Annotated in this window: 24 protein-coding genes; 11 read left to right on the top strand and 13 right to left on the bottom strand. The window is 59.8% G+C overall.

The annotated features are described in order from the left end of the window. Nucleotides 1-95 precede the first annotated feature (95 nt). Nucleotides 96-1,271: an elongation factor Tu gene (tuf, locus tag AC2FFD_RS08960; protein WP_152457114.1), complete on the top strand. Its 1,176-nt coding sequence runs from the start codon at nucleotides 96-98 to the stop codon at nucleotides 1,269-1,271. 525 nt (nucleotides 1,272-1,796) lie between these two features. Here tuf and rpe read toward each other — a convergent pair. Both rpe and phnF read right to left on the bottom strand, forming a co-directional pair. Continuing rightward, nucleotides 1,797-2,486 (bottom strand): ribulose-phosphate 3-epimerase, encoded by a 690-nt coding sequence (gene rpe, locus AC2FFD_RS08955; RefSeq protein ID WP_480685294.1) that lies wholly within the window; start codon nucleotides 2,484-2,486, stop codon nucleotides 1,797-1,799. Between the two features lie 169 nt (nucleotides 2,487-2,655). Beyond that, the gene (gene phnF, locus AC2FFD_RS08950) at nucleotides 2,656-3,366 is read right to left on the bottom strand and encodes a phosphonate metabolism transcriptional regulator PhnF (protein ID WP_496872874.1); all 711 of its coding nucleotides are present in this window, start codon (nucleotides 3,364-3,366) and stop codon (nucleotides 2,656-2,658) included. A gap of 103 nt (nucleotides 3,367-3,469) precedes the next feature. Between phnF and phnG the strand changes: the two genes are divergently transcribed. Genes phnG through phnN form a run of 8 tightly spaced genes read left to right on the top strand, consistent with a single transcriptional unit; the run spans nucleotide 3,470 to nucleotide 9,063 of the window. Then, a complete protein-coding gene (gene phnG, locus AC2FFD_RS08945) occupies nucleotides 3,470-3,928 on the top strand; it encodes a phosphonate C-P lyase system protein PhnG (protein ID WP_496872873.1) in 459 nt (152 codons plus the stop codon). Continuing rightward, a complete protein-coding gene (gene phnH / locus AC2FFD_RS08940) occupies nucleotides 3,928-4,503 on the top strand; it encodes a phosphonate C-P lyase system protein PhnH (protein WP_496872872.1) in 576 nt (191 codons plus the stop codon). The genes phnG and phnH overlap by 1 nt, the downstream gene beginning before the upstream one ends. A gap of 3 nt (nucleotides 4,504-4,506) precedes the next feature. Beyond that, on the top strand, nucleotides 4,507-5,595 hold the full coding sequence (locus AC2FFD_RS08935) for a carbon-phosphorus lyase complex subunit (RefSeq protein WP_496872871.1): 1,089 nt from the start codon (nucleotides 4,507-4,509) through the stop codon (nucleotides 5,593-5,595). Beyond that, nucleotides 5,592-6,188 carry an HAD family hydrolase gene (locus AC2FFD_RS08930; protein ID WP_496872870.1) on the top strand — a complete coding sequence of 199 codons (597 nt, stop codon included), beginning with the start codon at nucleotides 5,592-5,594 and terminating at the stop codon, nucleotides 6,186-6,188. Before AC2FFD_RS08935 ends, AC2FFD_RS08930 begins: the two co-directional genes overlap by 4 nt. Continuing rightward, nucleotides 6,185-7,045 carry an alpha-D-ribose 1-methylphosphonate 5-phosphate C-P-lyase PhnJ gene (locus AC2FFD_RS08925; RefSeq protein WP_496872869.1) on the top strand — a complete coding sequence of 287 codons (861 nt, stop codon included), beginning with the start codon at nucleotides 6,185-6,187 and terminating at the stop codon, nucleotides 7,043-7,045. Before AC2FFD_RS08930 ends, AC2FFD_RS08925 begins: the two co-directional genes overlap by 4 nt. Beyond that, the gene (gene phnK / locus AC2FFD_RS08920) at nucleotides 7,042-7,812 is read left to right on the top strand and encodes a phosphonate C-P lyase system protein PhnK (RefSeq protein WP_496872868.1); all 771 of its coding nucleotides are present in this window, start codon (nucleotides 7,042-7,044) and stop codon (nucleotides 7,810-7,812) included. The genes AC2FFD_RS08925 and phnK overlap by 4 nt, the downstream gene beginning before the upstream one ends. A gap of 22 nt (nucleotides 7,813-7,834) precedes the next feature. After that, nucleotides 7,835-8,518, top strand: a complete 684-nt coding sequence (gene phnL / locus AC2FFD_RS08915; RefSeq protein WP_170344873.1) for a phosphonate C-P lyase system protein PhnL — start codon at nucleotides 7,835-7,837, stop codon at nucleotides 8,516-8,518. Continuing rightward, nucleotides 8,515-9,063 carry a phosphonate metabolism protein/1,5-bisphosphokinase (PRPP-forming) PhnN gene (phnN, locus tag AC2FFD_RS08910; RefSeq protein WP_257600150.1) on the top strand — a complete coding sequence of 183 codons (549 nt, stop codon included), beginning with the start codon at nucleotides 8,515-8,517 and terminating at the stop codon, nucleotides 9,061-9,063. Before phnL ends, phnN begins: the two co-directional genes overlap by 4 nt. Here phnN and AC2FFD_RS08905 read toward each other — a convergent pair. Continuing rightward, nucleotides 9,045-9,728: a DUF1045 domain-containing protein gene (locus tag AC2FFD_RS08905; RefSeq protein WP_496872867.1), complete on the bottom strand. Its 684-nt coding sequence runs from the start codon at nucleotides 9,726-9,728 to the stop codon at nucleotides 9,045-9,047. The genes phnN and AC2FFD_RS08905 overlap by 19 nt on opposite strands. Before the next feature lie 52 nt (nucleotides 9,729-9,780). Here AC2FFD_RS08905 and AC2FFD_RS08900 point away from each other — a divergent pair, with 52 nt between their 5' ends. After that, nucleotides 9,781-10,923, top strand: coding sequence for an alpha-D-ribose 1-methylphosphonate 5-triphosphate diphosphatase (locus AC2FFD_RS08900; protein ID WP_496872866.1), 1,143 nt, complete (start codon nucleotides 9,781-9,783; stop codon nucleotides 10,921-10,923). On the opposite strand, the gene AC2FFD_RS08895 is transcribed toward AC2FFD_RS08900, so the two are convergent. Genes AC2FFD_RS08895 through AC2FFD_RS08865 form a run of 7 tightly spaced genes read right to left on the bottom strand, consistent with a single transcriptional unit; the run spans nucleotide 10,924 to nucleotide 17,417 of the window. Beyond that, nucleotides 10,924-11,400, bottom strand: a complete 477-nt coding sequence (locus AC2FFD_RS08895; protein ID WP_496872865.1) for a class I SAM-dependent methyltransferase — start codon at nucleotides 11,398-11,400, stop codon at nucleotides 10,924-10,926. It lies immediately after the preceding gene. 10 nt (nucleotides 11,401-11,410) lie between these two features. After that, on the bottom strand, nucleotides 11,411-12,166 hold the full coding sequence (locus AC2FFD_RS08890; RefSeq protein WP_496872864.1) for a polysaccharide deacetylase family protein: 756 nt from the start codon (nucleotides 12,164-12,166) through the stop codon (nucleotides 11,411-11,413). Further along, the gene (locus AC2FFD_RS08885) at nucleotides 12,163-13,305 is read right to left on the bottom strand and encodes a glycosyltransferase family protein (protein ID WP_496872863.1); all 1,143 of its coding nucleotides are present in this window, start codon (nucleotides 13,303-13,305) and stop codon (nucleotides 12,163-12,165) included. Before AC2FFD_RS08885 ends, AC2FFD_RS08890 begins: the two co-directional genes overlap by 4 nt. Then, the gene (locus tag AC2FFD_RS08880; RefSeq protein WP_496872862.1) at nucleotides 13,302-13,886 is read right to left on the bottom strand and encodes a histidine phosphatase family protein; all 585 of its coding nucleotides are present in this window, start codon (nucleotides 13,884-13,886) and stop codon (nucleotides 13,302-13,304) included. The genes AC2FFD_RS08885 and AC2FFD_RS08880 overlap by 4 nt, the downstream gene beginning before the upstream one ends. Beyond that, the gene (locus AC2FFD_RS08875; RefSeq protein ID WP_496872861.1) at nucleotides 13,883-14,959 is read right to left on the bottom strand and encodes a glycosyltransferase family 4 protein; all 1,077 of its coding nucleotides are present in this window, start codon (nucleotides 14,957-14,959) and stop codon (nucleotides 13,883-13,885) included. The genes AC2FFD_RS08880 and AC2FFD_RS08875 overlap by 4 nt, the downstream gene beginning before the upstream one ends. Beyond that, the gene (locus AC2FFD_RS08870) at nucleotides 14,959-16,206 is read right to left on the bottom strand and encodes a glycosyltransferase family 4 protein (RefSeq protein ID WP_496872860.1); all 1,248 of its coding nucleotides are present in this window, start codon (nucleotides 16,204-16,206) and stop codon (nucleotides 14,959-14,961) included. Before AC2FFD_RS08870 ends, AC2FFD_RS08875 begins: the two co-directional genes overlap by 1 nt. Then, nucleotides 16,203-17,417: a glycosyltransferase family protein gene (locus AC2FFD_RS08865; protein WP_257600159.1), complete on the bottom strand. Its 1,215-nt coding sequence runs from the start codon at nucleotides 17,415-17,417 to the stop codon at nucleotides 16,203-16,205. The genes AC2FFD_RS08870 and AC2FFD_RS08865 overlap by 4 nt, the downstream gene beginning before the upstream one ends. Before the next feature lie 386 nt (nucleotides 17,418-17,803). On the opposite strand from AC2FFD_RS08865, the gene AC2FFD_RS08860 reads away from it, so the two are divergent. Then, on the top strand, nucleotides 17,804-20,179 hold the full coding sequence (locus AC2FFD_RS08860) for a mechanosensitive ion channel domain-containing protein (protein WP_496872859.1): 2,376 nt from the start codon (nucleotides 17,804-17,806) through the stop codon (nucleotides 20,177-20,179). Nucleotides 20,180-20,265: 86 nt separating this feature from the next. Here AC2FFD_RS08860 and AC2FFD_RS08855 read toward each other — a convergent pair whose 3' ends face one another. The 3 genes from AC2FFD_RS08855 to AC2FFD_RS08845 are packed head-to-tail and all read right to left on the bottom strand — an operon-like array spanning nucleotide 20,266 to nucleotide 23,797. After that, a complete protein-coding gene (locus tag AC2FFD_RS08855; RefSeq protein ID WP_496872858.1) occupies nucleotides 20,266-21,621 on the bottom strand; it encodes a CoA transferase in 1,356 nt (451 codons plus the stop codon). Beyond that, nucleotides 21,618-22,772 (bottom strand): ABC transporter permease, encoded by a 1,155-nt coding sequence (locus tag AC2FFD_RS08850; RefSeq protein ID WP_257600162.1) that lies wholly within the window; start codon nucleotides 22,770-22,772, stop codon nucleotides 21,618-21,620. Before AC2FFD_RS08850 ends, AC2FFD_RS08855 begins: the two co-directional genes overlap by 4 nt. After that, on the bottom strand, nucleotides 22,769-23,797 hold the full coding sequence (locus tag AC2FFD_RS08845) for an ABC transporter permease (RefSeq protein ID WP_152457137.1): 1,029 nt from the start codon (nucleotides 23,795-23,797) through the stop codon (nucleotides 22,769-22,771). The genes AC2FFD_RS08850 and AC2FFD_RS08845 overlap by 4 nt, the downstream gene beginning before the upstream one ends. Between the last annotated feature and the right edge of the window lie 14 nt (nucleotides 23,798-23,811).

Genomic DNA, 23,811 nt, shown 5'->3' with positions numbered 1-23,811 from the left:
TGTGCTTGATTTTCCCCTTTGAACCAAATATCTCGCGCGCGCAGATGTAACCACGGGACCAAGGGTCCCCCAAATCGCAAAAGGGCGCCTGAGGAATGGCAAAGGAAAAGTTTGAGCGTACAAAACCGCACGTCAACATCGGCACGATTGGCCACGTTGACCACGGCAAGACCACGCTGACCGCAGCAATCACCAAGTATTTCGGTGACTTCAAAGCGTATGACCAGATTGACGGTGCGCCGGAAGAGAAAGCGCGCGGCATCACCATCTCGACCGCCCACGTGGAATACGAGACCGACAACCGCCACTATGCACATGTCGACTGCCCCGGCCACGCCGACTACGTCAAGAACATGATCACCGGTGCGGCGCAGATGGACGGCGCGATCCTGGTTGTGAACGCCGCTGACGGCCCGATGCCGCAAACGCGCGAGCACATCCTGCTGGGCCGCCAGGTTGGCATCCCGAAGATGGTCGTGTTCCTGAACAAAGTTGACCAGGTTGATGACGAAGAGCTGCTGGAACTGGTTGAGATGGAAGTACGCGAACTGCTGTCCAGCTACGACTACCCCGGCGACGATATTCCGATCATCGCAGGTTCGGCTCTGGCGGCGATGGAAGGCAACAACCCGGAAATCGGCGAGAACAAGATCCGCGAACTGATGGCGGCTGTTGATGAATATATCGACACCCCTGAGCGTGCCGTTGACCAGCCGTTCCTGATGCCGATCGAAGACGTGTTCTCGATCTCGGGCCGTGGTACCGTTGTTACGGGCCGTGTCGAGCGTGGCGTGATCAACGTTGGCGACGAGATCGAAATCGTCGGCATCCGCGACACCACCAAGACCACCTGCACCGGCGTTGAAATGTTCCGCAAGCTGCTGGACCGCGGCGAAGCGGGCGACAACATCGGCGCGCTGCTGCGTGGTGTTGACCGTGACGGCGTTGAGCGTGGCCAGGTTCTGTGTAAGCCGGGCTCGGTGACCCCGCACACCAAGTTCGAAGCCGAAGCCTATATCCTGACCAAAGAAGAAGGCGGCCGTCACACTCCGTTCTTCGCGAACTACCGTCCGCAGTTCTACTTCCGTACGACGGACGTGACCGGCACCGTGACCCTGGCCGAAGGCACCGAGATGGTCATGCCCGGCGACAACGTGTCGTTCGGCGTTGAGCTGATCGCGCCCATCGCGATGGAAAACGGCCTGCGTTTCGCCATCCGCGAAGGCGGCCGCACCGTCGGCGCCGGCGTTGTTTCCAAAATTATTGAATAATTCGCGCAAGCGAATGATCAGACGGAAAGGGCGTCCCGCGGGGCGCCCTTTTTCGTTTGAAAGCTTTGAAGTTCGCCTAAGGCTTCAAGCCCGTCCGCGTTAGCACATTGAAAACGATTTGAGAAAAAGTCTTAAAGTAGACCGAGTTTTGCATTTTGTAGGAATCTCAAACGCTATTTAGAGACAGTGATTTAGAGACAGTGATGGCAATCGATATTCAATCAATAATTGTAACAATCGTAACGGCTGGCGGTGGCGGAGCATTCCTAAAGAAAACCCCCTCGCCAAAACCCCACCAACACGCGCGCGTTCTCAAACAAGAACATCAAGGCGGGGTGATATCCGCTTTTTGGGCGCGACGTGGGATGGCGATGCGCGCCTGTCCCCCTCTTACCGCAACGTCAAGGAAACGGGCAGAGCGTCTCATGTGGGCGCGGTCCGCGCGGATTGAAGCCCCTATTTGGCAAGGGCTGTGATCCATACCGGCGGCTGACGGTCTTGCCGACAGCCGCTGGTGATTGCAAATCAGGACAGTGCTGATTCAGCCGCCGCCCGAACGGCACGGATGTTTTCACCGTAGACATCAGGCGTGTCTACCGATCCGCCCTTGAACACCGCGGAACCGGCCACCAGCACATCCGCACCCGCCGCGGCCACCAGCGGGGCGGTATTCGGGTCGACGCCACCGTCAATCTCGATATGCACCGGACGATCACCGATCATCTGACGCAGTTTTTTGACCTTGCCGGTCATGTCGATGAATTTCTGGCCCCCAAAGCCGGGGTTCACGGTCATCACGCAAACCAGATCCGTGAGGTCCAGCAGATGCTCGACCGCTTCGGCGGGGGTGCCGGGGTTCAGGGCAACGCCGGCTTTCATTCCGGCACCGCGAATGGCCTGCAAGGTGCGATGGGTGTGGGGGCCAGCTTCGACATGTGCGGTCAGAATGTCCGCTCCGGCATCGGCATAGGCCTGGATGTAGGGATCGACCGGCGTGATCATCAGATGCACATCCATGACGGTTTTGACATGCGGGCGAAAGGCTTTCACGGCTGGAGGGCCAAAGGTCAGGTTTGGAACGAAATGGCCGTCCATCACGTCCACATGAACCCAGTCTGCGCCCTGTGCTTCGATGGCCTGAATTTCCTGCCCGAAATTGGCGAAATCGGCGGACAGGATAGACGGCGCGATCTTGATGGTGCGGTCAAAGCTCATGGTGGCCTCGTATCAGCTGAAGAGTCGCGGATGCGTATACCTGTGAGCCGGCGGGATGGATAGCCCCCGCAAACGCTGTGCCGGCACAAAACTCTCACCGCGTGGCATCTGACCCAATGGAGTAAGGCCTCGGACCGGCGGTCGGAAGCGGCTGAGAAGCCTTGTTGGCTTATGTCTCGCTCAGGGTCAGCGTTACACGCTCACCCGCGAAAACTGTACGGCCGTACTCGACTGGTCGTCCATCTGGGTCGGCATTGACGCCGATCGAGAAGAGAACAGGAGCACCTTCAGACAATCGAAGTTGCAGAGCCTGCGTGGCGGTCGCCCCGCGCGCGGTCAGGCGAGTCGACACGCGGACGTAATCCCTGACGCCGCAGGCGTGCAGCGCTTTGGTCACCGACTGGGTTTCGGTCAAAGTCTGCAAGATATCCGGAAACCGTTCCGCGGGGAAAACGCTCTGAAACAGGGCTATGGGTTGCCCGTCCGCCAGGGACAATCCGTCATAGACGTGCACTGGATCGCCCTTGTTCAGGCCCAGGGCTTTGGCTTCGGCTTCATCGGCGACGCGCGTGGTCAAAGCCAGGATTTTCTTGCCCGGTATCTTGCCGCTGGCCGAGATGTTCTTGTGATAGCGCACCCTTTTGCCGATCGGATAATCCGTTGGCCGTGCCGCAACAAAAACGCCTGCACCGCGCCGAGCGTGTACCAGACCCTGATCAGACATGTCAGCCAAAGCGCGCCGTACCGTGTGGCGGTTGACGCCATAGGTGGCGGCCAGCTGGGCTTCGGTCGGCAGGCGATCTCCGGTTTGATATCGTCCCTCGGCGATGTCCGACGTCAGGCGCAGGGCAATACTTTTCCAGATCGGCGTTTTGCTCATTTCACCAAACCTTCAAACGGTCGCAGATTGCGTTTTGACAACCTGTCAGTTAGTATTTGTCTAGTTGTATAGTTCACCTAGACAACCTGTCCAAGAGGCTTTGATGGCAAATCAGGCGGAAATCGGGATCAAGGCACGGAAGGATTGGATGGGTCTGCTGGCGCGCGCGCCGGACGTCGCCCTGATGACGCTGTGGGACGGCATTCAGGACTGCCCGAGTTTCGAATGGCTGCGCAGGCCCGAAGTGGGTGGTGTCATGGTGCGTGGCCGCATCGGAGGAACCGGCGCTTTGTTCAACCTGGGTGAAATGACCGTTACGCGCTGCTCGGTCGTTTTGCAGGATGGTACGGTCGGTCACGGCTATGTTCAGGGCAGGTCGAAATCCAAGGCAGAAGCCGCGGCATTGATTGATGCGATGATGCAGACGGCCGCTGCTGATGATTTGCAGACACGGCTGCTTGATCCGCTGAGGCTGCAAATGCAGTCGATCAAGACAGCGCGCGCCGCAAAGGCAGCGGCCACCAGGGTCGAGTTTTTCACGCTGGCTCGGGGGGAAGACTGATGCCTGATCACATGCGGTTCTCGGGGGGCTTTCAAGACGCAGCTGTCGATGCGGCACATGCATTCCGCGCGGCCATGACCGTCATGGCGCGTCCGGGTGAAATCCGCGCGCTGGCTGGCTGTGAACCACCTGCGCCCTTGTCCGTCGCGGCTGGCACGCTGCTCGTGACGCTTTGCGACGCCGAGACAAATGTTCACCTGGCGGGTGAAGCCGATACCGGTTCGGTGCGCGAATGGCTGACCTTTCACACGGGTGCACCGATAGTGGCGGCGGAAGAGGCTGATTTTGTCCTTGGCACGTGGGATGCATTGGCGCCGCTCAAAACCTATCGTATCGGGACGCCGGAATACCCGGACCGGTCCGCGACGCTTGTTGTGGAATGCAGGCGGCTGGAGCAGAATGGTGCGGTTCTGAGCGGCCCTGGCATCCGGGACACGGCGCGGCTTTCTCTGCCGGATGTTCAGGCTCTTCAGAACAATGCGCTGCTTTACCCTTTGGGGTGTGATTTTTTCTTTACCTGCGGTGAGGCGGTCGCGGCTCTGCCGCGTAGCACGCAAATCAGGTCCAGGGGGTGAGCCATGTATGTCGCTGTCAAAGGAGGCGAAAAAGCCATCGAAAATGCCCATGCGTGGCTTGCCGAAGAACGCCGCGGAGCGACAGATGTCGCGGAACTGAGCCTCGCGCAGATACGTGAACAGTTGAGCCTTGCGGTGAACCGGGTCATGGCCGAGGGGTCGCTGTACGATCCCGACCTTGCTGCGCTGGCGATCAAACAGGCACGCGGCGATCTGATCGAAGCGATTTTCCTCGTCCGCGCTTACCGCACGACCCTGCCTCGTTTCGGCCATTCCAATCCCGTCAAAACCGGCGACATGGCCTGTGATCGCCGGGTCTCGGCCACGTTCAAAGATGTTCCCGGTGGTCAGGTTCTGGGGCCAACCTTCGACTACACCCACCGACTGCTGGATTTCAAGCTGGCGGCCGAGGGCGAAATTCCAAAGGCGCCTGAAGGCCCCGTGCGGCTGGAACCGACGCCACATATTACCGCATTCCTGAAGGATGAGGGTATCATTCAGGATGAACCGGCCCGGGATGACGTTCCGGGCGATCTGACCCGTGAACCGATGGAGTTCCCGTCCACCCGCCCGGTGCGCCTTCAGTCGTTGACCCGTGGGGACGAGGGTTTTGTGCTGGGCATGGCTTATTCGACCCAGCGCGGTTACGCCCGCAACCACGCCTTTGTCGGAGAATTGCGTATCGGCAAGGTCGTGGTTGAGCTGGACATCCCCGAGCTGGGCTTTGCCATCGATATCGGCGAGGTCGAGCTGACCGAATGTGAAACGGTGAACCAGTTCACCGGTTCGAAAACGGAACCGCCACAGTTCACGCGCGGCTATGGGCTGGTCTTTGGCCAGTCTGAACGAAAATCCATCGCGATGGCACTGGTCGATCGGGCCTTGCGGTGGGAAGAGTTGGGTGAAGACAACGTGGGCGCGCCCGCGCAGGATGAAGAATTTGTCCTGAGCCATGCGGACAACATTCAGGCTACCGGCTTTCTCGAACATATCAAACTGCCGCATTACGTCGATTTCCAGTCCGAGCTGGAACTGCTCCGCAAACTGCGCCGAAAGGCCCAAGAGCGCATGTCAGAGGAGGCCGTGGAATGAAAGCCGTCGTTTTTGATATCGGAAACGTGCTGGTCCAGTGGGATCCGCATCTGGCATGGCTGGAGGAGATGGGCAGCCGCGAGGCGGTGGCAGAATTCCTGACGCGCATCAATTTCCCCGAGCGCAACCTGAGGGCCGATGGAGGAGAGATGTTCGCCGATCTGGCCGCTGAACTGGATAATGCGGAAGATCGGCAGCGCCTCAGTGTTTACGTTGAACGTTATGCCAGAACCGTTCCGCAAAAGATCGAGGGGACCTGGCAGGTGCTCTATCGGTTGAAAGAAAAGGGCACTCCGGTTCACGCGATCACCAATTGGTCAGCGGAAACCTGGCCTGTCGGGGTGGGGGCACATCCTGAATTGGGCGAAGTGTTTGGTGTCACCGTCGTGTCGGGGCAGGAGAAGCTTTTGAAGCCTCAGCCAGAGATTTTCAATCTGCTGTGCAAGCGGGCCGGGCTTTCACCTGAGAACTGCATTTTCATCGATGACGGGCTGCACAATGTCGAAGGCGCGCGTGCTGTGGGCATGGATGGGATCCACTTCTCCGCGCCGCGCGCGCTGGAACGTGCTCTTGCAGAAAGAGGCTGCTTATGAGCGCATACAATTTCGCCTATCTGGACGAGCAAACCAAGCGGATGATCCGCCGGGCGATCCTCAAAGGTCTGGCCATCCCGGGGTATCAGGTGCCGTTTGCCAGTCGCGAGATGCCGATGCCCTATGGCTGGGGTACCGGGGGCGTACAGGTTTCAGCCGCGGTGTTGACGCCCGAGGATACGTTCAAGGTGATCGATCAGGGCGCAGACGACACGACCAACGCCGTATCCATCCGCAAGTTCTTTGAAAACACCGCAGGGGTCGCCACCACGGAAAAGACGGAAAAGGCCACAATCATTCAGACCCGCCACCGCATCCCCGAGGCGAAGTTGCGCGAAGACCAGATCATCGTTTATCAGGTGCCGATTCCGGAACCTCTGCGCTTTCTGGAACCGCGCGAGACCGAGACGCGCAAGATGCACAGTCTTGAGGAATACGGGCTGATGCATGTGAAACTGTACGAGGATATCAGCCAGCACGGGGCGATTTCGACCGCTTATGCCTATCCGGTGAAGGTGTCGGGGCGCTATGTGATGGACCCGTCCCCAATTCCGAAATTCGATAATCCAAAGCTTGAGATGGACGCGATCCAGCTGTTTGGCGCCGGGCGCGAGCAGCGCATTTATGCGGTACCACCGCATACCAGGGTCGTGAGCCTCGATTTCGAGGACTATCCGTTCGAGGCCACCAAGGCCGATCATCCCTGCGACCTGTGCGGGGCCGAAGACAGCTATCTGGATGAGGTCATCATGGATGACGCGGGCAACCGGATGTTTGTCTGTTCCGACACGGATTACTGCCGGTCACTCCGTGAGGCGGGGCATGCAGGCCGATTGGCCGGAAAGAACGCGCAATGACTCCTTTGTTGCAAGTCAAGGGCGTTGAAAAACGCTATGGTCGCCGGATCGGATGCGCGGATGTGAATTTTGATCTCTTCCCCGGAGAAGTGATGGGAATCGTTGGTGAAAGTGGGTCCGGCAAGTCGACCTTGCTCAACTGTATGGCCGGTCTTCTGAAGCCTGACGCCGGGCAGGTGATTTTTGATACCCGTGCAGACGGCCCGGTCGATACGGTCACAATGTCCGAGCCAGAGCGCCGGATGCTGAGCCGCACCGACTGGGCCTTTGTCCATCAACACGCGCGCGACGGGTTGCGGATGTCTGTCAGCGCAGGAGGCAACATAGGCGAGCGGCTGATGGCCGTCGGCGGTCGCCACTATGGCAGCATTCGGGGCAAGGCCATTGACTGGCTGGGCCGGGTCGAGATTGACGAGAGCCGCGTCGATGACCGCCCCAGCGCGTTTTCGGGCGGGATGCAGCAGCGTTTGCAGATCGCGCGCAATCTGGAGACAGGTCCTCGGCTGGTGTTCATGGACGAACCGACTGGTGGTCTGGATGTGTCGGTGCAGGCGCGTTTACTGGATTTGTTGCGCGGACTTGTACGTGAAATGAGGTTGAGTGCGATCATCGTCACCCATGATCTTGCCGTGGTGCGTCTGCTGGCGGACCGGTTGATGGTGATGAAAAGCGGCCGCGTGGTCGAGGCCGGGCTGACGGATCAGGTACTGGACGACCCGCAACATGCCTATACGCAGTTGCTGGTATCCAGCGTTTTGCAGGTTTGAGGCTTTGGGGAAAGATGAAGCGATGATTGAACTTGTTGATGTCAGCAAAAGCTTCACCCTGCACAATCAGGGCGGCGCCACGATCCCGGTGGTGAAAGGCGCGTCTCTGAAAGCGGAGCCGGGTGAGTGCGTCGCCCTGACCGGGCCGTCGGGTGCAGGCAAATCCACGCTGATGCGGGTGATCTACGGCAACTATCTGGCGGCCTCTGGTCAGGTGCTGGTTGCTGGGTTGGACGTGGCCAGGGCTGAACCGCGACAGATCCTGTTGCTGCGTCGTGACACTCTGGGCTATGTCAGCCAGTTCCTGCGGGTCGTGCCCCGGGTGCCGACGCTGGACGTTGTGGCCGAGCCGCTGCTGGCCGTGGGCTGTGACAGACAAGTGGCTATGGACAGGGCAGCCGGGTTGCTGAAACGGCTGAATATTCCCGAACGCCTGTGGACCCTCAGCCCAACGACCTTCTCGGGCGGCGAAAAGCAAAGAGTGAACATCGCGCGGGGCTTTGCGCCCGAATATCCGGCAATGCTGTTGGATGAACCGACGGCAAGCCTGGATGCACAGAACCGGGAAACCGTTTTGTCCCTGATCGAAGAGGCCAAGAACAAGGGCGTGACGATTGTCGGGATTTTTCATGATCTCGACGCACGCGAACGGGTCTGTGACCGCGAGGTCGATGTCTCGGACTTCACGCCGGGGAAGGCTGCATGACGCTTGCTCCGGTCATAGCGGTCGTCGGCCCTTCGGGTGTCGGAAAGGACAGTGTAATGAACGCGTTGGTGGCCCGGGCGTCGGGTGTTCAGCAGCTGCGGAGGGTGATTACCCGCCCCGAAGGCGAAGACGGCGAAGATTTCGACCGGGTCTCGGTCCAAACATTTCAGCGGATGGAACGGGATGGTGCGTTTGCGCTGAGTTGGCATGCGCATGGGCTTTGTTACGGCGTACCGAAGACGATCACGCGGCAGCGGCAGGTGGCCGAGGCCGTTCTGGTCAACCTGTCACGAACGGTGTTGCTTCAGGCGCAGGAAGTGTTTGGTGATCTGATCGTGATTTCCCTGACGGCAAAGCCCGAGGTTCTGTCCGAACGCCTGTCCTTAAGAGGACGGGAAAGCAAGGCGGAACAGACGCGGCGTCTGGACCGGGCCCAAACGTCTTTGCCCAACGGTTTGAACCGGGTCTTGGAAATCGACAACTCTGGTGCGATGGAAGATACGGTTGCCGAAATCCTTTCGCAGCTTCAACCGGAGAGCGCGTAGCGATGGATCAGGTGAAACCGCCCGTCCTCAGCCTCGCCCGCAAGGGCCAGATCCGTGATCTGGAAGGGCTGCGGCAGCAATGGGGCCAGATGGGTTTGCAGCGCGTTTCGAGTTGCTCTCAGGGTTGGTTTGTCCAGCTTGCCGCTCAGCGTGATGTGAAAGCGGAACGCGTCCAGTACGTAAGGATAGCCCCACTGAACCAGGTTGGCGTCTTGCTCTGGGGTCAACCCGGCGGCGCGGCGGCGGGCCAGTTCGGCCTCGGAGGTAGGCGCACGAAAACTGTCCAGTTCCCGAACACAGGCCGCGGCAAGCGCATTCAGCGCCCGCGTCTCACCCAGCGGGCGCAAGGCCAGAAAGCGGCCAAACCGAGCGATCTCGAGGCCACCCAGCGACACAGTCGGTTGGCGGGAGGCGAGCGATATGCACGCCTCTTGCAGGGCTTCGAACGTTTTGCCGTCGCGCAGTCTGAACGGTGGCTTCAGCGTCGCGTGCAGCCCGTACTTGCGCGGCACCTCCGTGACAGCGGCAACGTCGATGCCTTCGACAATCGGATGGGCAACCGGCTTTCCCGCCTCCATGTCCCAACCCAGCCAGCTGGTTGCAAATTTCGCCCATTCCGCGCCCGCCGGTGGCGCAAAATAGATCGCGTATCGCGTGAATGTCATATCGGCCTCCTTTTGCTTGGCCTGCCTCGGTCTCAACATGCGTGAAGTTCAGATGACAGAAGACTTGATCCTTGCCAATGCCACGCTTGTATTGCCGCATGAAACCGTAACCGGCAGTGTCCGGATCGTGGGTGGGACCATCGCTGAAATCGACACCGGAAACGGGGTTCCCGCGGGTGCGATAGACTGCGAGGGCGACTATGTCAGCCCCGGCCTTGTCGAGTTGCACACGGACAACCTTGAACGTCACATTCAACCGCGTCCACAGGTGAACTGGCCCCATGCCGCCGCCATTCTTGCGCATGATGCGGAATTGGCCAGCACCGGTATCACGACAGTGTTCGATGCCATGCGGGTTGGATCGATCCCGTCGGGCGCGCGGCGGTACGGGAAGTACGCCCGTGGCCTGTCGCAGGAGTTGTGGGACCTGCGCGAACAGGACGCGCTCAGGATCAGCCACTTTCTGCACTTGCGGGCCGAGGTGTGTTCGGAAACTCTGGTCGAAGAGCTGAACGAATTTGGACCGGAAGACAGGGTTGGGCTTGTGTCCATAATGGATCACACACCCGGACAGCGTCAGTTTCGAGATATGAACAAGCTGGAGACCTATCTGAAAGCCAAATATGCCATGGACGATGACATGTACTTTCAGCACGTGGCGCAACTGAAAGGGCTTCGAGATCGCAATGGCGATCTGCACGAGGTCGAAGCTGTCAAGGCGGCCTGCCGTTTCGGAGCAGTATTGGCCAGCCATGACGACACGACGGAAGATCAGGTGAAAGTGTCCGCAGGTCACGGCATCCGTCTGGCCGAGTTCCCCACGACCGTCGAGGCGGCACGCGCCTGCCACGAAAACGACATTCAGATCATGATGGGTGCCCCGAACATAATCCGTGGGGGATCGCATTCTGGCAATGTTGCGGCCTGTGAGCTGGCCCAGCTTGGGTATCTGGACATCCTGTCTTCGGATTATGTGCCGTCGGCCTTGTTGCTGTCGGCGGTTAGGCTGGGCGAGATCTGGGGCGACATGGCACGCGGGATGAAGGCGGTAACGCTGGCTCCGGCTCGGGCGGCAGGGTTGGAGGAACGGGGTGAATTGCGCGCCGGCGCCCGCGCTGATGTCATCCGCTTCCGGATGCGCGCGGGTGTACCCGTCCCGAGTTCGGTCTGGGTGCGCGGTCGACGCGTGGCGTAATCAGGCCGTGTAGAACAGGTAACGGTCCGGGGCGATTGTCCTGGGCCCCTGGATCTGGGTAAAGCCGACCAGGGGCTGACCTGATATCAACAACCCTCCGGGCTGCATGACTTTCGCGATCAGCGGGCTGAGCCGCTCTGCTTCGGCGACGTCCTCGTGCTTGATGCCGCGTCCGAAATCGTAATGCGCCAGCGCGATCCGATGCCCGCCGGCTGCCAGTCTGTGCAGCATTGGTTCGGCTTCACCCATCAGGAAATCCTCGGCCGGGGGGGTGCTGTCCGGATGGCATTGCAGGACCCGGTCCATCACCCAGATCCGGCGTTCTGGCAGGATTTCACGCAGGTGATCATAGGTGCGGCCATTGCCCAACCCCATGTCCAGCACATCGCCCGGCTGACCGCTGATCCGCTCGGCTGCCCAGTTCAGTCCGTCACGTTGGGCCGTCAGTCGGCGCAGCATGGAATCCAATCGGCTCATGGTGATGTCCTCATTCGTTCTTTGGCGCGATCCAAGCAGTGGCAGGCCCGCTCAGCAATTTGTTCAGCAGGGCCTCGGTAAAGGCCCAGATACCCCGGTCATGGACCAGATGATGGGTCAATATGCCAAAGGGCTCGGTGTTGTCTGAACGGCCTTCGCGTCGGTCTCGCAGAAGACCAGCAGTCTGTGCGATCAGGGCGTCGGGTGAGATCAAGCCACGCGACCCACGCCAGTCGATCGGGTCAAGGTGGGTGTTGATCTGCTCAAGCCCCGGTGCGGCCAGACGCGATTTGCGGGGCGTTGCGGTGGACAGGATGCGGTATCCCAGCTTTGGCAACTGTTTGGCCATCTCGGGCGCAATGCGATTCCAGGGGGGCACGAACATCTGTCGCACATTGTCACCAAACAGGGACCGAAGACGCGCCATCCCGGCCTGCGCATCCGTCACCATCACGTCCAGCGGACGGTCGAGCCGAAACTCGGCCTTCTTCTCACCACGGGGCGCATGGTTTGTATGCGCCCACCCGTGCACGACCGGTACAAGTGACGTGCGCGCGGCGACGTATTCCGCCAGCGCGGGCGTCGCGTCGCGTGGGATGACGGCCAGATGCACGGGCAGGCCCAGTTTGTCGGCCAGCACGGAAAGGCGGTCCAATTGCGGTGCTGGCGCAATGGCATCATCATCGCGCCACCACAGAGGCAAGGGCAAGCTTTCGGCACGCCAATGGTTCAACTCGACATCAAGTGGGCGCCAGTCGGGGTTCATGTACGCTGCTCCAGCAGGCGCTTGGCGATGTGAACGGATTGGATGGCCCCGTCAAAACCGAAACCCTGTTGTACACGGGGGCCGTCGGCCAGGACACGCTCCACCGCCTGCGCCAATGCCGCCCCGCTCAACGCTCTGCTTTCCAGAACTTCGATTGCGGGCAGATCGGACAGGCTCTGCCCGCGCAGCCCCTGTTCCACCTCTTTGCCGTCGTCGAAAGGCACAAACACGGCGGCGGTACCACTTTGAAGGATATCCATGGCAGTGTTGTAGCCGCACATGCTTACCGATGCCGCTGCAAGGGGCAGCATCTGGCGGAAATCCGGCCGCACAGGTTCCAGAACAACCGAAGCTCCTTCGGCCATCCGGGACAATTCCGCGATCCGTGCCTTCGCATCCGTTCCACCGACCAGCAGGCGCCAGCGCCTGTTGGGCATCTTTCGGGCGGCCTCGATGGCCGCGCGAAAGATCGGTTGCCCGACGGATCCGCCGCCAGCGCTGACCAGGATTTCATTCTGACCCGCCGCGTCGGGGTGCGGTCGGGGCAATGCAGGCGCCACAAAGCCAGTGTAGTGAAGTCGCTTGGCCAGTCGCTCCGACACCGGCCAGCTGACCGACAGGGGCGTAACGCTTTCGGTGGAATGAACCAGAATGCCGTCATAATACCGGGACACGATTTCATCCGCGCGCTCGACTTTGGCAGGTTTGGAGGGCGGAGCCAGAATGTCCCGGATCGATCCGAGAATGACGGGACGCTCAGGCAACGCGATCGCCGCATTCAGGGCCGCATCGAACTCGGCCGACAGTGATCGGCGGCCAAAGGGGTAAAGCTCGGTGATCAGGATCTGAGGCTGGAAGCTGTTCACCGCCTGCACCAGGGCGGCCTCACGCGCGGCGTGATAGGCCGCGTCAGCCTCTTCGCCGCTTTCGGTCAGCAAACGGGTGAAGTTGGTTCCGTCTGACCTGAGCGGCGGCAAGCCGAACAGGGTCATGCCCGCGCTATCCAACTGCGGCGCGGGCATGCCACCGGTCACGACCATGACGTCGTGACCATCATCCCGAAAGGCCCGCCCCAATGTCAGCGCCCGGCTGAGGTGCCCGGTGCCCAACAGGTGCGTGACGATGATCATCACCTTCATTGCGGGGCCTCGCGTTTGATCAGGCGAACGGGGTCGGCGGCGGCGGTCATGGTTTTCATGTCGACGATATACAGCCGATTGCGTTTGATCTTAAAGGGGGCAGGCCCTTCAAAATTCCAACCCCAGGCCTGAGCCAGAATGACCCGCATGATACCGATATGGCAGACCGCGACCGTATCTTGCCGCAACTCGGACAGCCACGGGTCAAGCCTGTCCCGAACCTCGGCCGGGCTTTCCCCGTTTGGTGGGCGGAAGTCCCAGCTCCAACTCTCGATGTGACGATATCCGCTGGATGTGTCCGCGATCAGGTCAACCCCGCGCTGACCTTCCCAATCGCCCCAGTTCATCTCGGTCAACGCGTCCGAGGTGTTCGGGTCGCGACCTGTCACAATCCGCGCCGTCTCACTGGCGCGGTGCAGGGGGCTGGACCAGATGTCAGCCCTGGCCCAGTCCTGCGGCAATCCAAAGCCCGCCAATTCGGCTCGGGCGTCATCGTCCAGCGGTATGTCGCTGCGCCCCTGGATCCGTCCCGCGCGGTTCCAATGGGTGTGCCCGTGGCGGAGCAGTGCAAGCCGGGTCATGATGCGTCCTTCAGCAGGGGTCGGAGGGTTGCCCACAAGCGCTCGGTCGCCTGTGGCATCAGGTGGCGCTCTGCCACGTAGTTGCGTGCCGCAGCGCCGAGAGAGTGGCGCAGCATGGAATCCGAAAGAAGGGCCTGCATGCCTTCCGCAAATCCCCTGGCACCGCTTTCGACAGACGGATAGGCCGCAGGGGACAAAACATCGCGTACACCGGGCCGATCCTGCGCGACGACAGGCAATCCCGCGGCCTGCGCCTCAAGGTAAATCATCCCGTAAGCCTCATTCACTCCGGGCCATGCAAGCAGAGATGACTGTTGATAGGCGCGTTGCAGTTCTTCTCGGTCAAGCTGACCCAGAAAACGCACCCGCTGTCCGAATGGTGCCATCAGGGCTTCAACCTGCCTGCGCGCCGGGCCGTCTCCTGCGATGTTCAGGTGCCAGTCCCCGGTCAAATGCGCCAGGGCTTCGGACAATATCTGATAGGATGCCAGCTTGTCCCCATGCCGCATCATGCCGACGGTCAGCATGGGTTTGCCCCCGATGGCGGCGGGGGGCAATTCGGCCATTGGCAGGAACGGAGGCAATTCGACCAAAGCCTGATCGCCAAAACGATCCCGCTGCAAAGTGATCAGGTCGTTGGCCGTGTGATAAAAGATCACATCCGCTGCATCGCAGGCCTGATGCGCAGCCCTGGCAAACTCAGCCCACGGCCCGCTTAACCGGCTTGATGCGCGGGTGCTTTCCAGCTGCACATAGGGAATGCCACGCGCCTTGCAAACCCGAGGGCCCAGCAGGTCAGGTGCCTTGTAATAGTTGTGGTAGGTCACCCACAGACCGGTATCTGATGGCATGTCAGCGACAAGTCGTTTCGCTTCTTCTTCTGCCGCGCGCCTCAGGGCATGTTGCAGGTCTTCGTCGCCGCTTTTGTCATAGATGCGCAAGTCGGACGCCAGATCGACCGTATCACCCTCGGCGGTCAGCGCCTGCATAAGATTCCGGGCCATTTCACGGTCGCCCGAAGGTTTCGGGCTGTCAGGAGATTTCATCGGGGCATAAAACGCGACCCGCGCCATTACGCGTTTTCCATGCACATGGAATTGAGGCGTTCAGACAGCCGTGCGATGCCGGGGGCCATCCGGAACTCGGCGATCAGGCGATCATAGGCCGCATGCGCCATCTTTGACGCTTGCTGCGGATTGGCTGACAAACGTTCCATGGCTTCTGCAAGTGCAGAGGGGTCGTCATCGGACAAAACCCCATGCGTTCCGGTTTCAATAAACTCGGGGATCGCCGAGACCGGAGTCGACAGGATTGGCAACAGCTGAGACGCGGCCTCCATCAACACATTCGGCAACCCGTCGCGGTCTCCGTCCTTCGCGATGCGGCTGGGCAGAACGAACAGGTCGGCATCACGCATCGCTTCGATGACTTCGGGCTGGTCGCAGGCCCCTTTCCAGGTGATCCGGTTCGCGATGCCGGCTGCGTTCGCCTGTGCCCGCAAAGCGTCACCCAACACGCCACCGCCGATATGGGTCCAGTGCCAGTTCAGGTCATCGGGCAGCAATGCAAAGGCCGCGATCAGACGATCGAAGCCTTTTTTCTCGACCAGCCGCCCGACGGAAATCATGTGAAAAGGACTGCCCGCAGCCCGCAGGTTTCGCGTTGGGGGCTTGGGAAAGCGAGACAGGTCCAAACCGTGATAGATCAGGTCCACGCGCTTGGGGTCATCGGCCAGGCTGCGCAGATGCTCGGCTCCGATGGCCGTGCAGGTGGCGCCGAACGTGGCCCCGCAGGATGCGGCTTGCAGCTTTTCACGTTTTTCCCAATCCGGCGACGTCCAGATATCCTTGGCATGAGCCGAAAAACTCCACGGCAATCCGCGCATGATGGCGGCGTAACGGGCAACGGAAGACGGCGTGTGCATGAAATGAGCGTACAACCCTTGCGTCCGGGCAGGCAATTCAGCGGCCAGAACACAGGCTTGCCCAAACCGGCGGATGCGATTGGGTGTCGGGTCGCGCTTCAAGTCCTGACGCCAGATCCGATAGGCCCTGTTGTAACCGGGAAGCGTTTGGGCCAAAGCCCGTGCCGCCCAGACCCGTTTGGGTTCGTCATGAAGATACTCGGGAAGGTATCGGACCTGCCCTGTGAAACGGTCATGCAAGGGATGGCGTTTCGTGTCGGTCGGGTGCCGCAAAGACCAGATGTCAAAATGATGCCCGACATCCTGCAAGGCGACAAGTTCCTGCGCAATGAACGTTTCAGACAGTCGTGGCCAGCCTTTGACCACAACCGCCAATCTAGGAAAATCTGAGGTCATCCGGTGGCTCGTTCCTGTTCCCAGGTCAGCAGGCTCTCGATGCGGTCGGTGACATAGTCCAGCCCGTCCAGCAATCCGCTCTGGATGGCTTGGGACGGCAGGGACTGGTGCGGCAGTTCCCGAATGGCGCGGATCATCGCCTCGGGCGTCAGGCCATCCCGGTTTTCATCCAGCATTCGGACAAGGCCCAGCCCTTCTGCACGCGAGGCCCGTATCCACTGTTCCAGACGGGGCGTGGTGCGCGGGACGATGACGGCGCGTTTGTCAAAGGACAGAACCTCGCAGAACGTGTTGTAGCCGCCCATGCAGACGACGCCTTCGGCGCCTGCAAACAGTGTTTCGATCTGGGATTCGAAACCAACGGCGGTGACGCGACCGTTCAATGCGGCAACGCGGGTTTCGAAATCTTCGCGCAACTCGCCAGACAGGAAGGGGCCGTAGACCAAAACCGCGCGCGGCGACAGATCCGGATCTTTTTCATATGCAGACAAGACAAGATTGACCATCGCCTTGCCGTCGCCGCCACCGCCGGGCGTGATCAGGATATAGGGTTGTTGCGGAGGCTCGCCGACCGGACCAAGATCGCGGCGCAGATATCCTGTCCAGTGGATGCGGGACTGCGCCGCAGCGCTCAGCGGCAACCCCTGTGTGGGGTCATGAATCGACTGCAAGCCGTAAACCCAGATTTCGTGATAAAACCGTTCGGTGGCTTCAACGGCTTCCTTGCGCGCCCACTCGGCGGCCAGGACTTCGGGTTCATCCAGAACATCGCGCAGGCCAAGCACCATTTTGGTTCCGCAGTTCTTTTGCAGGTATTTCAGTGTCGGCAGCAGCTCACCCCGGAACCCCGTCGGTTCCTTGTCGACGATCAGAACATCGGGGTCGAACTGCTGAACAGCGGTTTGAATCAGACCCGACCGCAATTCGGTCACTTCTTCGATGCCCATTCCGATCGTGCGTGCAGCATAAGACCCGTCTGCGCGTTTGGTGACACCGGGCAGGCGCACGTGATCAACGCGACGGGGAAAGGTAAACCGTCCTGCCACGGGTGATCCCGTCAGGATCAGCGCCGACGCGCTTTGGTCCGCCTGCGTGATCGCGGCCGCCAAGGCCCGAGACCGACGAAGATGGCCCAGTCCGAACGTGTCGTGACTGTAAAACAGGATACGCGGCGCGCGGCCCGGTTTGGAATTAGTTTTGCCTAGGCTCATCGTGTTGCCTGTCTTCTTGATCCCGGTTCGAAATCCGCGCGTTTGCAAGCGTTACTGTATATATCCCCGTCACGCTTGCCAAAGGAGGAAATGCTCTTCCGCAAATGTTCCAAGCATTGCGATTTGGCAACAGCATATTGACGGTTTCGCGTCATGTCGCACCAAGGCTTGAGAGGGATCGCAAAAGAACCGGTGAACTGGCAAAGGGGCAGGGCCTTCAAACTCCGTTCATATTCAATTTTGGCCAGATTGAAAACATCTGGAATCAGGCGGTGCGCCAAGAACACGCCGGAACACGTTATTGAGCAGGGCGCGCCCGAGTGTTTGAACTGCCTGAAACCCTTCTGTAATCTGACCGCTATCGGAAAAACTGGATACAAAACCCTATGAAACACACCTTTCCGGCCGCAGTATTTCTGGCTTTTTGGGCTTTTGTTCTGGCACTTCCGGTCAGCGTCTCAGCGCAGTCGTCCTTGATTCCGGGGTATAGCTCGGGCAGTTCGTCTGAAGCCACGCAAGAAAGTGATTTGGCGGCGGCAATTCGCGCGGCCAGTGAAGCCGGGGCAAGTGTGATCGTCATCGACAGCGCCGGGCAGGTTGTGACAACAGCCGGCAGCACGGATGCGGGCGCGGATGATGCAGCGGGCGATTCGAACAATCCCATGGGTGAGGGATCGCAGCTGATGAAGGCGCAGGAGCGGTTCTCGAAATTCCGTGAGTCCATGCAGTCCCGGCTCGAGGCGTTACCGTATTCGGTGTTCGAAGTGAAGTATGTCCTGCGCCAGACCAGTCCGGACGGTCGCATTCAGACCTATGTGGAAGTTCTGGGCTGGAACATCCTGTTCCTGTTGTTGGGGCGCTGGCTGTCTATCGAGATTTACGGAAAACGCATCGCGCGCCGCTGGGTTGTTGCGCGGATCAAGGATGAACCGCAGGGCTACCGTGAAAAGATGCCCTTCCTTCTGTTCCGATTCCTGATGGGTATCGGAGCGACGATATTTGCCATGCTCATGGCCCTGATCGTCGGATATCTGTTTTTTGGCGAAGCAGACGATATCTCGATCCAGTTCACGGTTACGGCGATCTTTACGGCGTTCTTCCTGTCGCGCACGGTGTCGGATCTGTGGCGGATGGTTTTGTCACCCTACCTGAGTCAATACAGGTTGCCACCGTTCTCGGACCGGGACGCCAAGCGGCTGTATCTGTGGGCTTCGGCACTCGCGACCTATGACATCACGGTTGTTCTGTTTTCGACCTGGGTTGCGGATTTCGGGCTGAACTACAACGTCTACGCCATGGTCTATGGCTGCCTGACAATGGTGGGCGCTTTGGGCAATATTCTGATGATCCTGTTCAATGCCCGGGCCATTTCAAATGCAATCCGTGGCGGTAGAGCGCCGGATCAGGTGTCCTGGTTGTTGCGGTTCGTATCCTTCGGCTGGGCGCCTGCACTGATCGTCTATGTCGTGTTCAGCTGGTTCCGTCTGGCGGTTGATCTTGCACTGGAGAACCCCACGCCGCTGCCGCTGATCGCAAGCAGCTATATGATCTTCATGTCCGTCGTCGTTGCCTATGGTGCAATGAACTACGTGCTGGAGCGGTATTTTGACCGTTCACGCAAGATCAACGAGATAAACGAAGAAACCGCCGCTGCCGAAGCAGATGCCGAGCCCGTGGAAACGCCCGAGGCAGAACAGCGCAAACAGTATCTTCTGACCTATGAAGATCTGGCCCGCCGGGTGGCTGGAATTCTGGCCTTTGTGATCGGTGCCTATGCCCTTGTGGTGATTTGGTATCCCGATGCGGACTGGAGCGAGGACCTGCCGATTGCACGCATGCTGGACGTGATGGTCATCATCTTCATCGGCTATATTCTGTTTCATTTCTTTCGGATCTGGATCGACAGCAAAATAGCGGAAGAAGTCGATGATGGCACCGAGGCCGAACTGGGCGATGAGGGCGGAGAAGGCGGCCAAAGCCGTCTGGCGACACTGCTGCCATTGTTCCGCGGCGCTATTCTGGCCGTTGTGGTCGTGACGATCATGCTGATCGTTCTCATGGAACTTGGTATCAATGTCAGCCCGTTGTTTGCAGGTGCTGGTGTGGTTGGTCTGGCCGTTGGCTTCGGGTCTCAAACACTGGTGCGAGACATCTTTTCAGGGGCGTTTTTCCTGATGGATGATGCCTTTCGGAAGGGTGAGTACATTGATATCGGAGACGTCAAGGGAACGGTCGAGAAAATCTCGGTCCGGTCCTTCCAGCTGCGTCACCATCTTGGCGCGCTGAACACGATTCCTTTTGGCGAAATCAAGGTTCTGACGAACTATTCCCGTGACTGGGTGATCATGAAACTGCCGCTGCGCGTGACCTATGACACCGACGTGGAAAAGGTGCGAAAGCTGATCAAGAAGCTGGGGCAGGAATTGCTGAGCGATCCTGTGATCGGCGAAAACTTCATACAGCCGCTGAAGTCTCAGGGTGTGATCGAAATGCAGGATTCAGCGATGATCATCCGGGTCAAGTTCATGACCAAACCGGGCGATCAGTGGCTGGTACGAAAGAGGGTCTATCAGGAGATTCGCGAGCTGTTCGCGCGGGAAGGCATCAAATTCGCGCATCGCGAAGTCACCGTGAGGTTGGCGGATGGCAAAGAGGCCGATGACCTGACGCCCAAACAACGTGAGGCCGTGACAGGTGCGGTGCAGGCGGCGATTGATGAGGATTATCTGGACGATATCGGGCCAGGCGGCGATGATCGTTAGGGGCGCTCCCGTCGCTTTGGACTGCGTCTCTGACGAGACGCCACCCAAAGCGTTGGGCCCGGCCGCGCGTCCCACGCGGCGGATGGTCAGTTGGCGGTGAAGGGCCAGACAGGGTCCGAAGCGCCCAGTTTCGACGCAGGCAAATCCCAGCGCATCGTCGCTTCGCCGACCCTCAGCGCAGGTTTGAGGCGATGGCCGGGGCCCCAGCCGGAAGTCTCTGTTGCCGTGCCGTAGTCTGTTGTTGCCGGGCTGATGGGCGCGGATTCTGCGTCGTCCTTGCCGAGCACGGCCAGAAGTTCGGCGGTACGCGCCAGAGAGAGATGTGCGTGCATGATGGAATTGCCCGATGCGGCCTCGGCCAGTGCGGACAGGACGGCAGCAGCCATCAGGTAGCCCGTTGCGTGGTCCAGAGCCTGAACCGGCAACGGGGTCGGCTTGTCCGCGTTCGCCCAACCCATCCCGGCATGGGCGATACCTGCGCTCATCTGGACAAGGCTGTCAAACCCGCGCCGGGTCGACCATGGACCTTGCCAACCATAGGCATCCAGCGTGACTTCGATCCGGTTCGGAGCCAGCTCGTCACGTTTGGCCCGTGTCAATCCCAGTGCATCCAGCGCGCCGGGCCGATACCCGTGTACGAACACATCGGCCTGAGACAACAGCCCGTGCAGACGTTCAAGGCCGGTTTCGGATTTCAGGTCAAGATAGGCGCAGTGTTTCCCCAGCGAGATGTCAGGGATCACCCCAGGTTCATCCCAGCCAGGTGGGTCGATGCGCAAAACCTCGGCTCCGAACCCTGCAAGTGTTCGCGTGGAAACCGGACCGGCCAGAACGCGCGTCAGATCCAGCACCCGCAACCCTGCCAGAGGCCGATCAGCGGTAGCCCGAGGTCTGTCGCGCAAATTGACATAGCGCGGTCCCTGCCATCCGATCAAGGGGTCACGCGACACGGCGCGGCCTTGCGGATGATCAAGCCATTCCACTCGGCTGCGCATGGCAGCGGCCACCCCACCTTCGGCAACAACCGCCGTTTCCAGATCCGATATTGCCCAAGACCTGACGGCTTTTACCACGGCTTCACGCTCTGGCCGGGTACCAAGGACTTTCAACGCGGCAGAGCGATGGCGGGGCAGGTTTGTGTGCAGCCTGATCCAGCCATCCGCGGCTTTGTAATCGCCCGCGACCGCGTCCCACAAACTGGGCATGTCCCAACCATCCGGCTTGAAGGAATAGCCGAACCACAGAGATGCCAGCCGGTGATCGATTGTGACCTCAGGTGTCTTCGGAGACAGGTTGAGAGCCTGGATCAACCGGGCCATTTCCCGCCCCAAGGCTGCGAAACTGGCGGTGGCCAGTTCGGAAACGGCGAAGGCGCTTGGCAGAACACCGGCACCGACCCTGTGATAGCTGTCAGCAGCGGGAAGAGTGGCCAGAAGACTCATTGCTGATAGGGGTCGAGACTGTCGCGCAGCCCGTCACCAAGGAAGTTGAACGCCAACACCACGACAATGATCGGCAGCATCGGGATTGCCGTCCAGGGATAGATCTCGATCGAAGCGAGGTTCTGCGCGTCATTCAGCATCACGCCCCAACTGACCGCAGGTGCGCGCAGGCCGAGGCCAAGAAAGCTGAGCGCCGTTTCCCCCAGAATCATGGCCGGGATCGACAATGTGGCCGATGCAATCAGGTGCGACATGAAGTTGGGCAGCAGGTGCTTGCGGATCACACGGCCCGAACTTGCGCCCATCATCTCGGCGGCTCTGACATATTCCTCTTCCCGCAAAGACAGGAATTTCGCGCGAACCGAGCGCGCCAGGCCCGGCCAGTCAAGGATACCCAGAATGATCGAAATGATGAAGAACACCGCGACCGGGCTCCAGTTCGAAGGTACGGCGGCAGAAAGGGCCAGCCACAGCGGCAGTTCCGGCAACGAACGCAGGATTTCGATGACACGGTTGATGGTCCAGTCGATACGCCCGCCGAAATAGCCGGCCATCGAACCGAACAGGATGCCAAGAAAGAAGGACACCGAGATACCGATCAGACCCACCGTCAGAGACAACTGCGCGCCATAGAGAATACGGCTGAAGATGTCTCGGCCCAGCCGGTCGGATCCCCACAGGAACAGCGTGGTTCCTTCCGGCGGGCAGAACAGGTGTGTGTCGGACGGTATGAAACCGGCCAGCTTGTATTCAGAGCCTTCGCAGAAGAACCGGATCGGGCGCGGGTCTTCCGTGTCGGGGACGAACTTCCATTGGAAGGTTTCAAGGTCCGCTTCGGCGACGATCGGGTAAACGTGGGGGCCGATGAACTCACCCTCGTGAAACCAGTTTACCGATTGTGGCGGCGCGTACAGGTGCTCTCCGTTTCGGTCATTTGGCCCGTAAGGCGCAACAAACCCCGCAAAGGGCAGCATAAGATAACAAAACAGCAGGAAGATACCCGAGATCAGGCCCAGCTTGTGGGTTTTGAACTTGCGCCAGACCAGAACCCAGTTGGGGGCATCCAGATCGGCGCGTTCCAGTTGCTGAATCGAGGCCTGCGGATCAAACGGCGCATCATCGACGTAGCGGTTGTCAGGACGGTTAGTCATGCTTCGCGCCCCTCATACCGAATGCGCGGATCCAGCATCACCAGCAGGATATCCGAAATCATCGTGCCGATCAGCGTCAGCAGGGCGACGAACATCAGGATGAACGCTGACAGGAACTGATCCTGCGTCTTCAAAGCAGTCAGCAATGTAGGGCCGATGGTTTGCAACCCCAGAACGACCGATACCAGAACCGAGCCGGACACCATCGATGGCAGCAGGTTGCCGATATCGGCGACAAAGGGGTTGAAGGCCACCCGCAGCGGATACTTGGTCAGCATCCGTGACGGGGCCATGCCCTTCGCGATGGCGGTTTCCACATAGGGTTTGCCCAACTCGTCCAGCATGTTCGCGCGCAGACGCTGCATCATCGCCGACGCGCCTGAAGTGCCGATGACAAAGGTCGGTACGATCAGGTGGATGAGGATGGATTTCAGTTTCTCCCAACTCATCGGCTGGCCTTCGAAACTCGGATCCATCAAGCCCCCGATCGGCAGATTGAAATACTGGTGGCCATAGTAGAACAGGATGAGCGCCAGCAAAAAGTTCGGCGTTGCCAGCCCCAGATACCCCACGAAGGCCGAGGTATAATCGATCCATGTCCGGGACCGCGCGGCGGCGATAACGCCCAATGGTAGTGCCACGGCATAGACAAACAGGATCGCAGCCAGATTGACCACAACCGTCAACCAAAGCGTGTCACCGACGATTTCGGAAACGGGGCGGTCGAATTCAAAAGACCAGCCATAATTGCCCTGGATCAACCCCGAAAACCCGTGCGGTCCGGGCCAGAAACCCATCCAGATCAGGTATTGTTCCCACATGGGGCGATCCAGCGCATATTCAGCGCGCAGGAACTCTGCCTTTGCGACACCTGCCGACTGGCCCGAGGCCTGAAGTTCGGCGATCTGGTTGCTCAGATAGTCACCGGGCGGAAGGTTGATGATTACGAAAACCAGAACCGAGACCACCAACAAAGTCAGCAGCATCGTGAAAAAGCGATACACCACGTAGCGCAGCATGATCATTTAGCTGCTCCTGC

Source organism: Ruegeria sp. YTSC002, from assembly GCF_059609845.1.
This window is presented reverse-complemented; position numbering and strand designations above follow the sequence as displayed.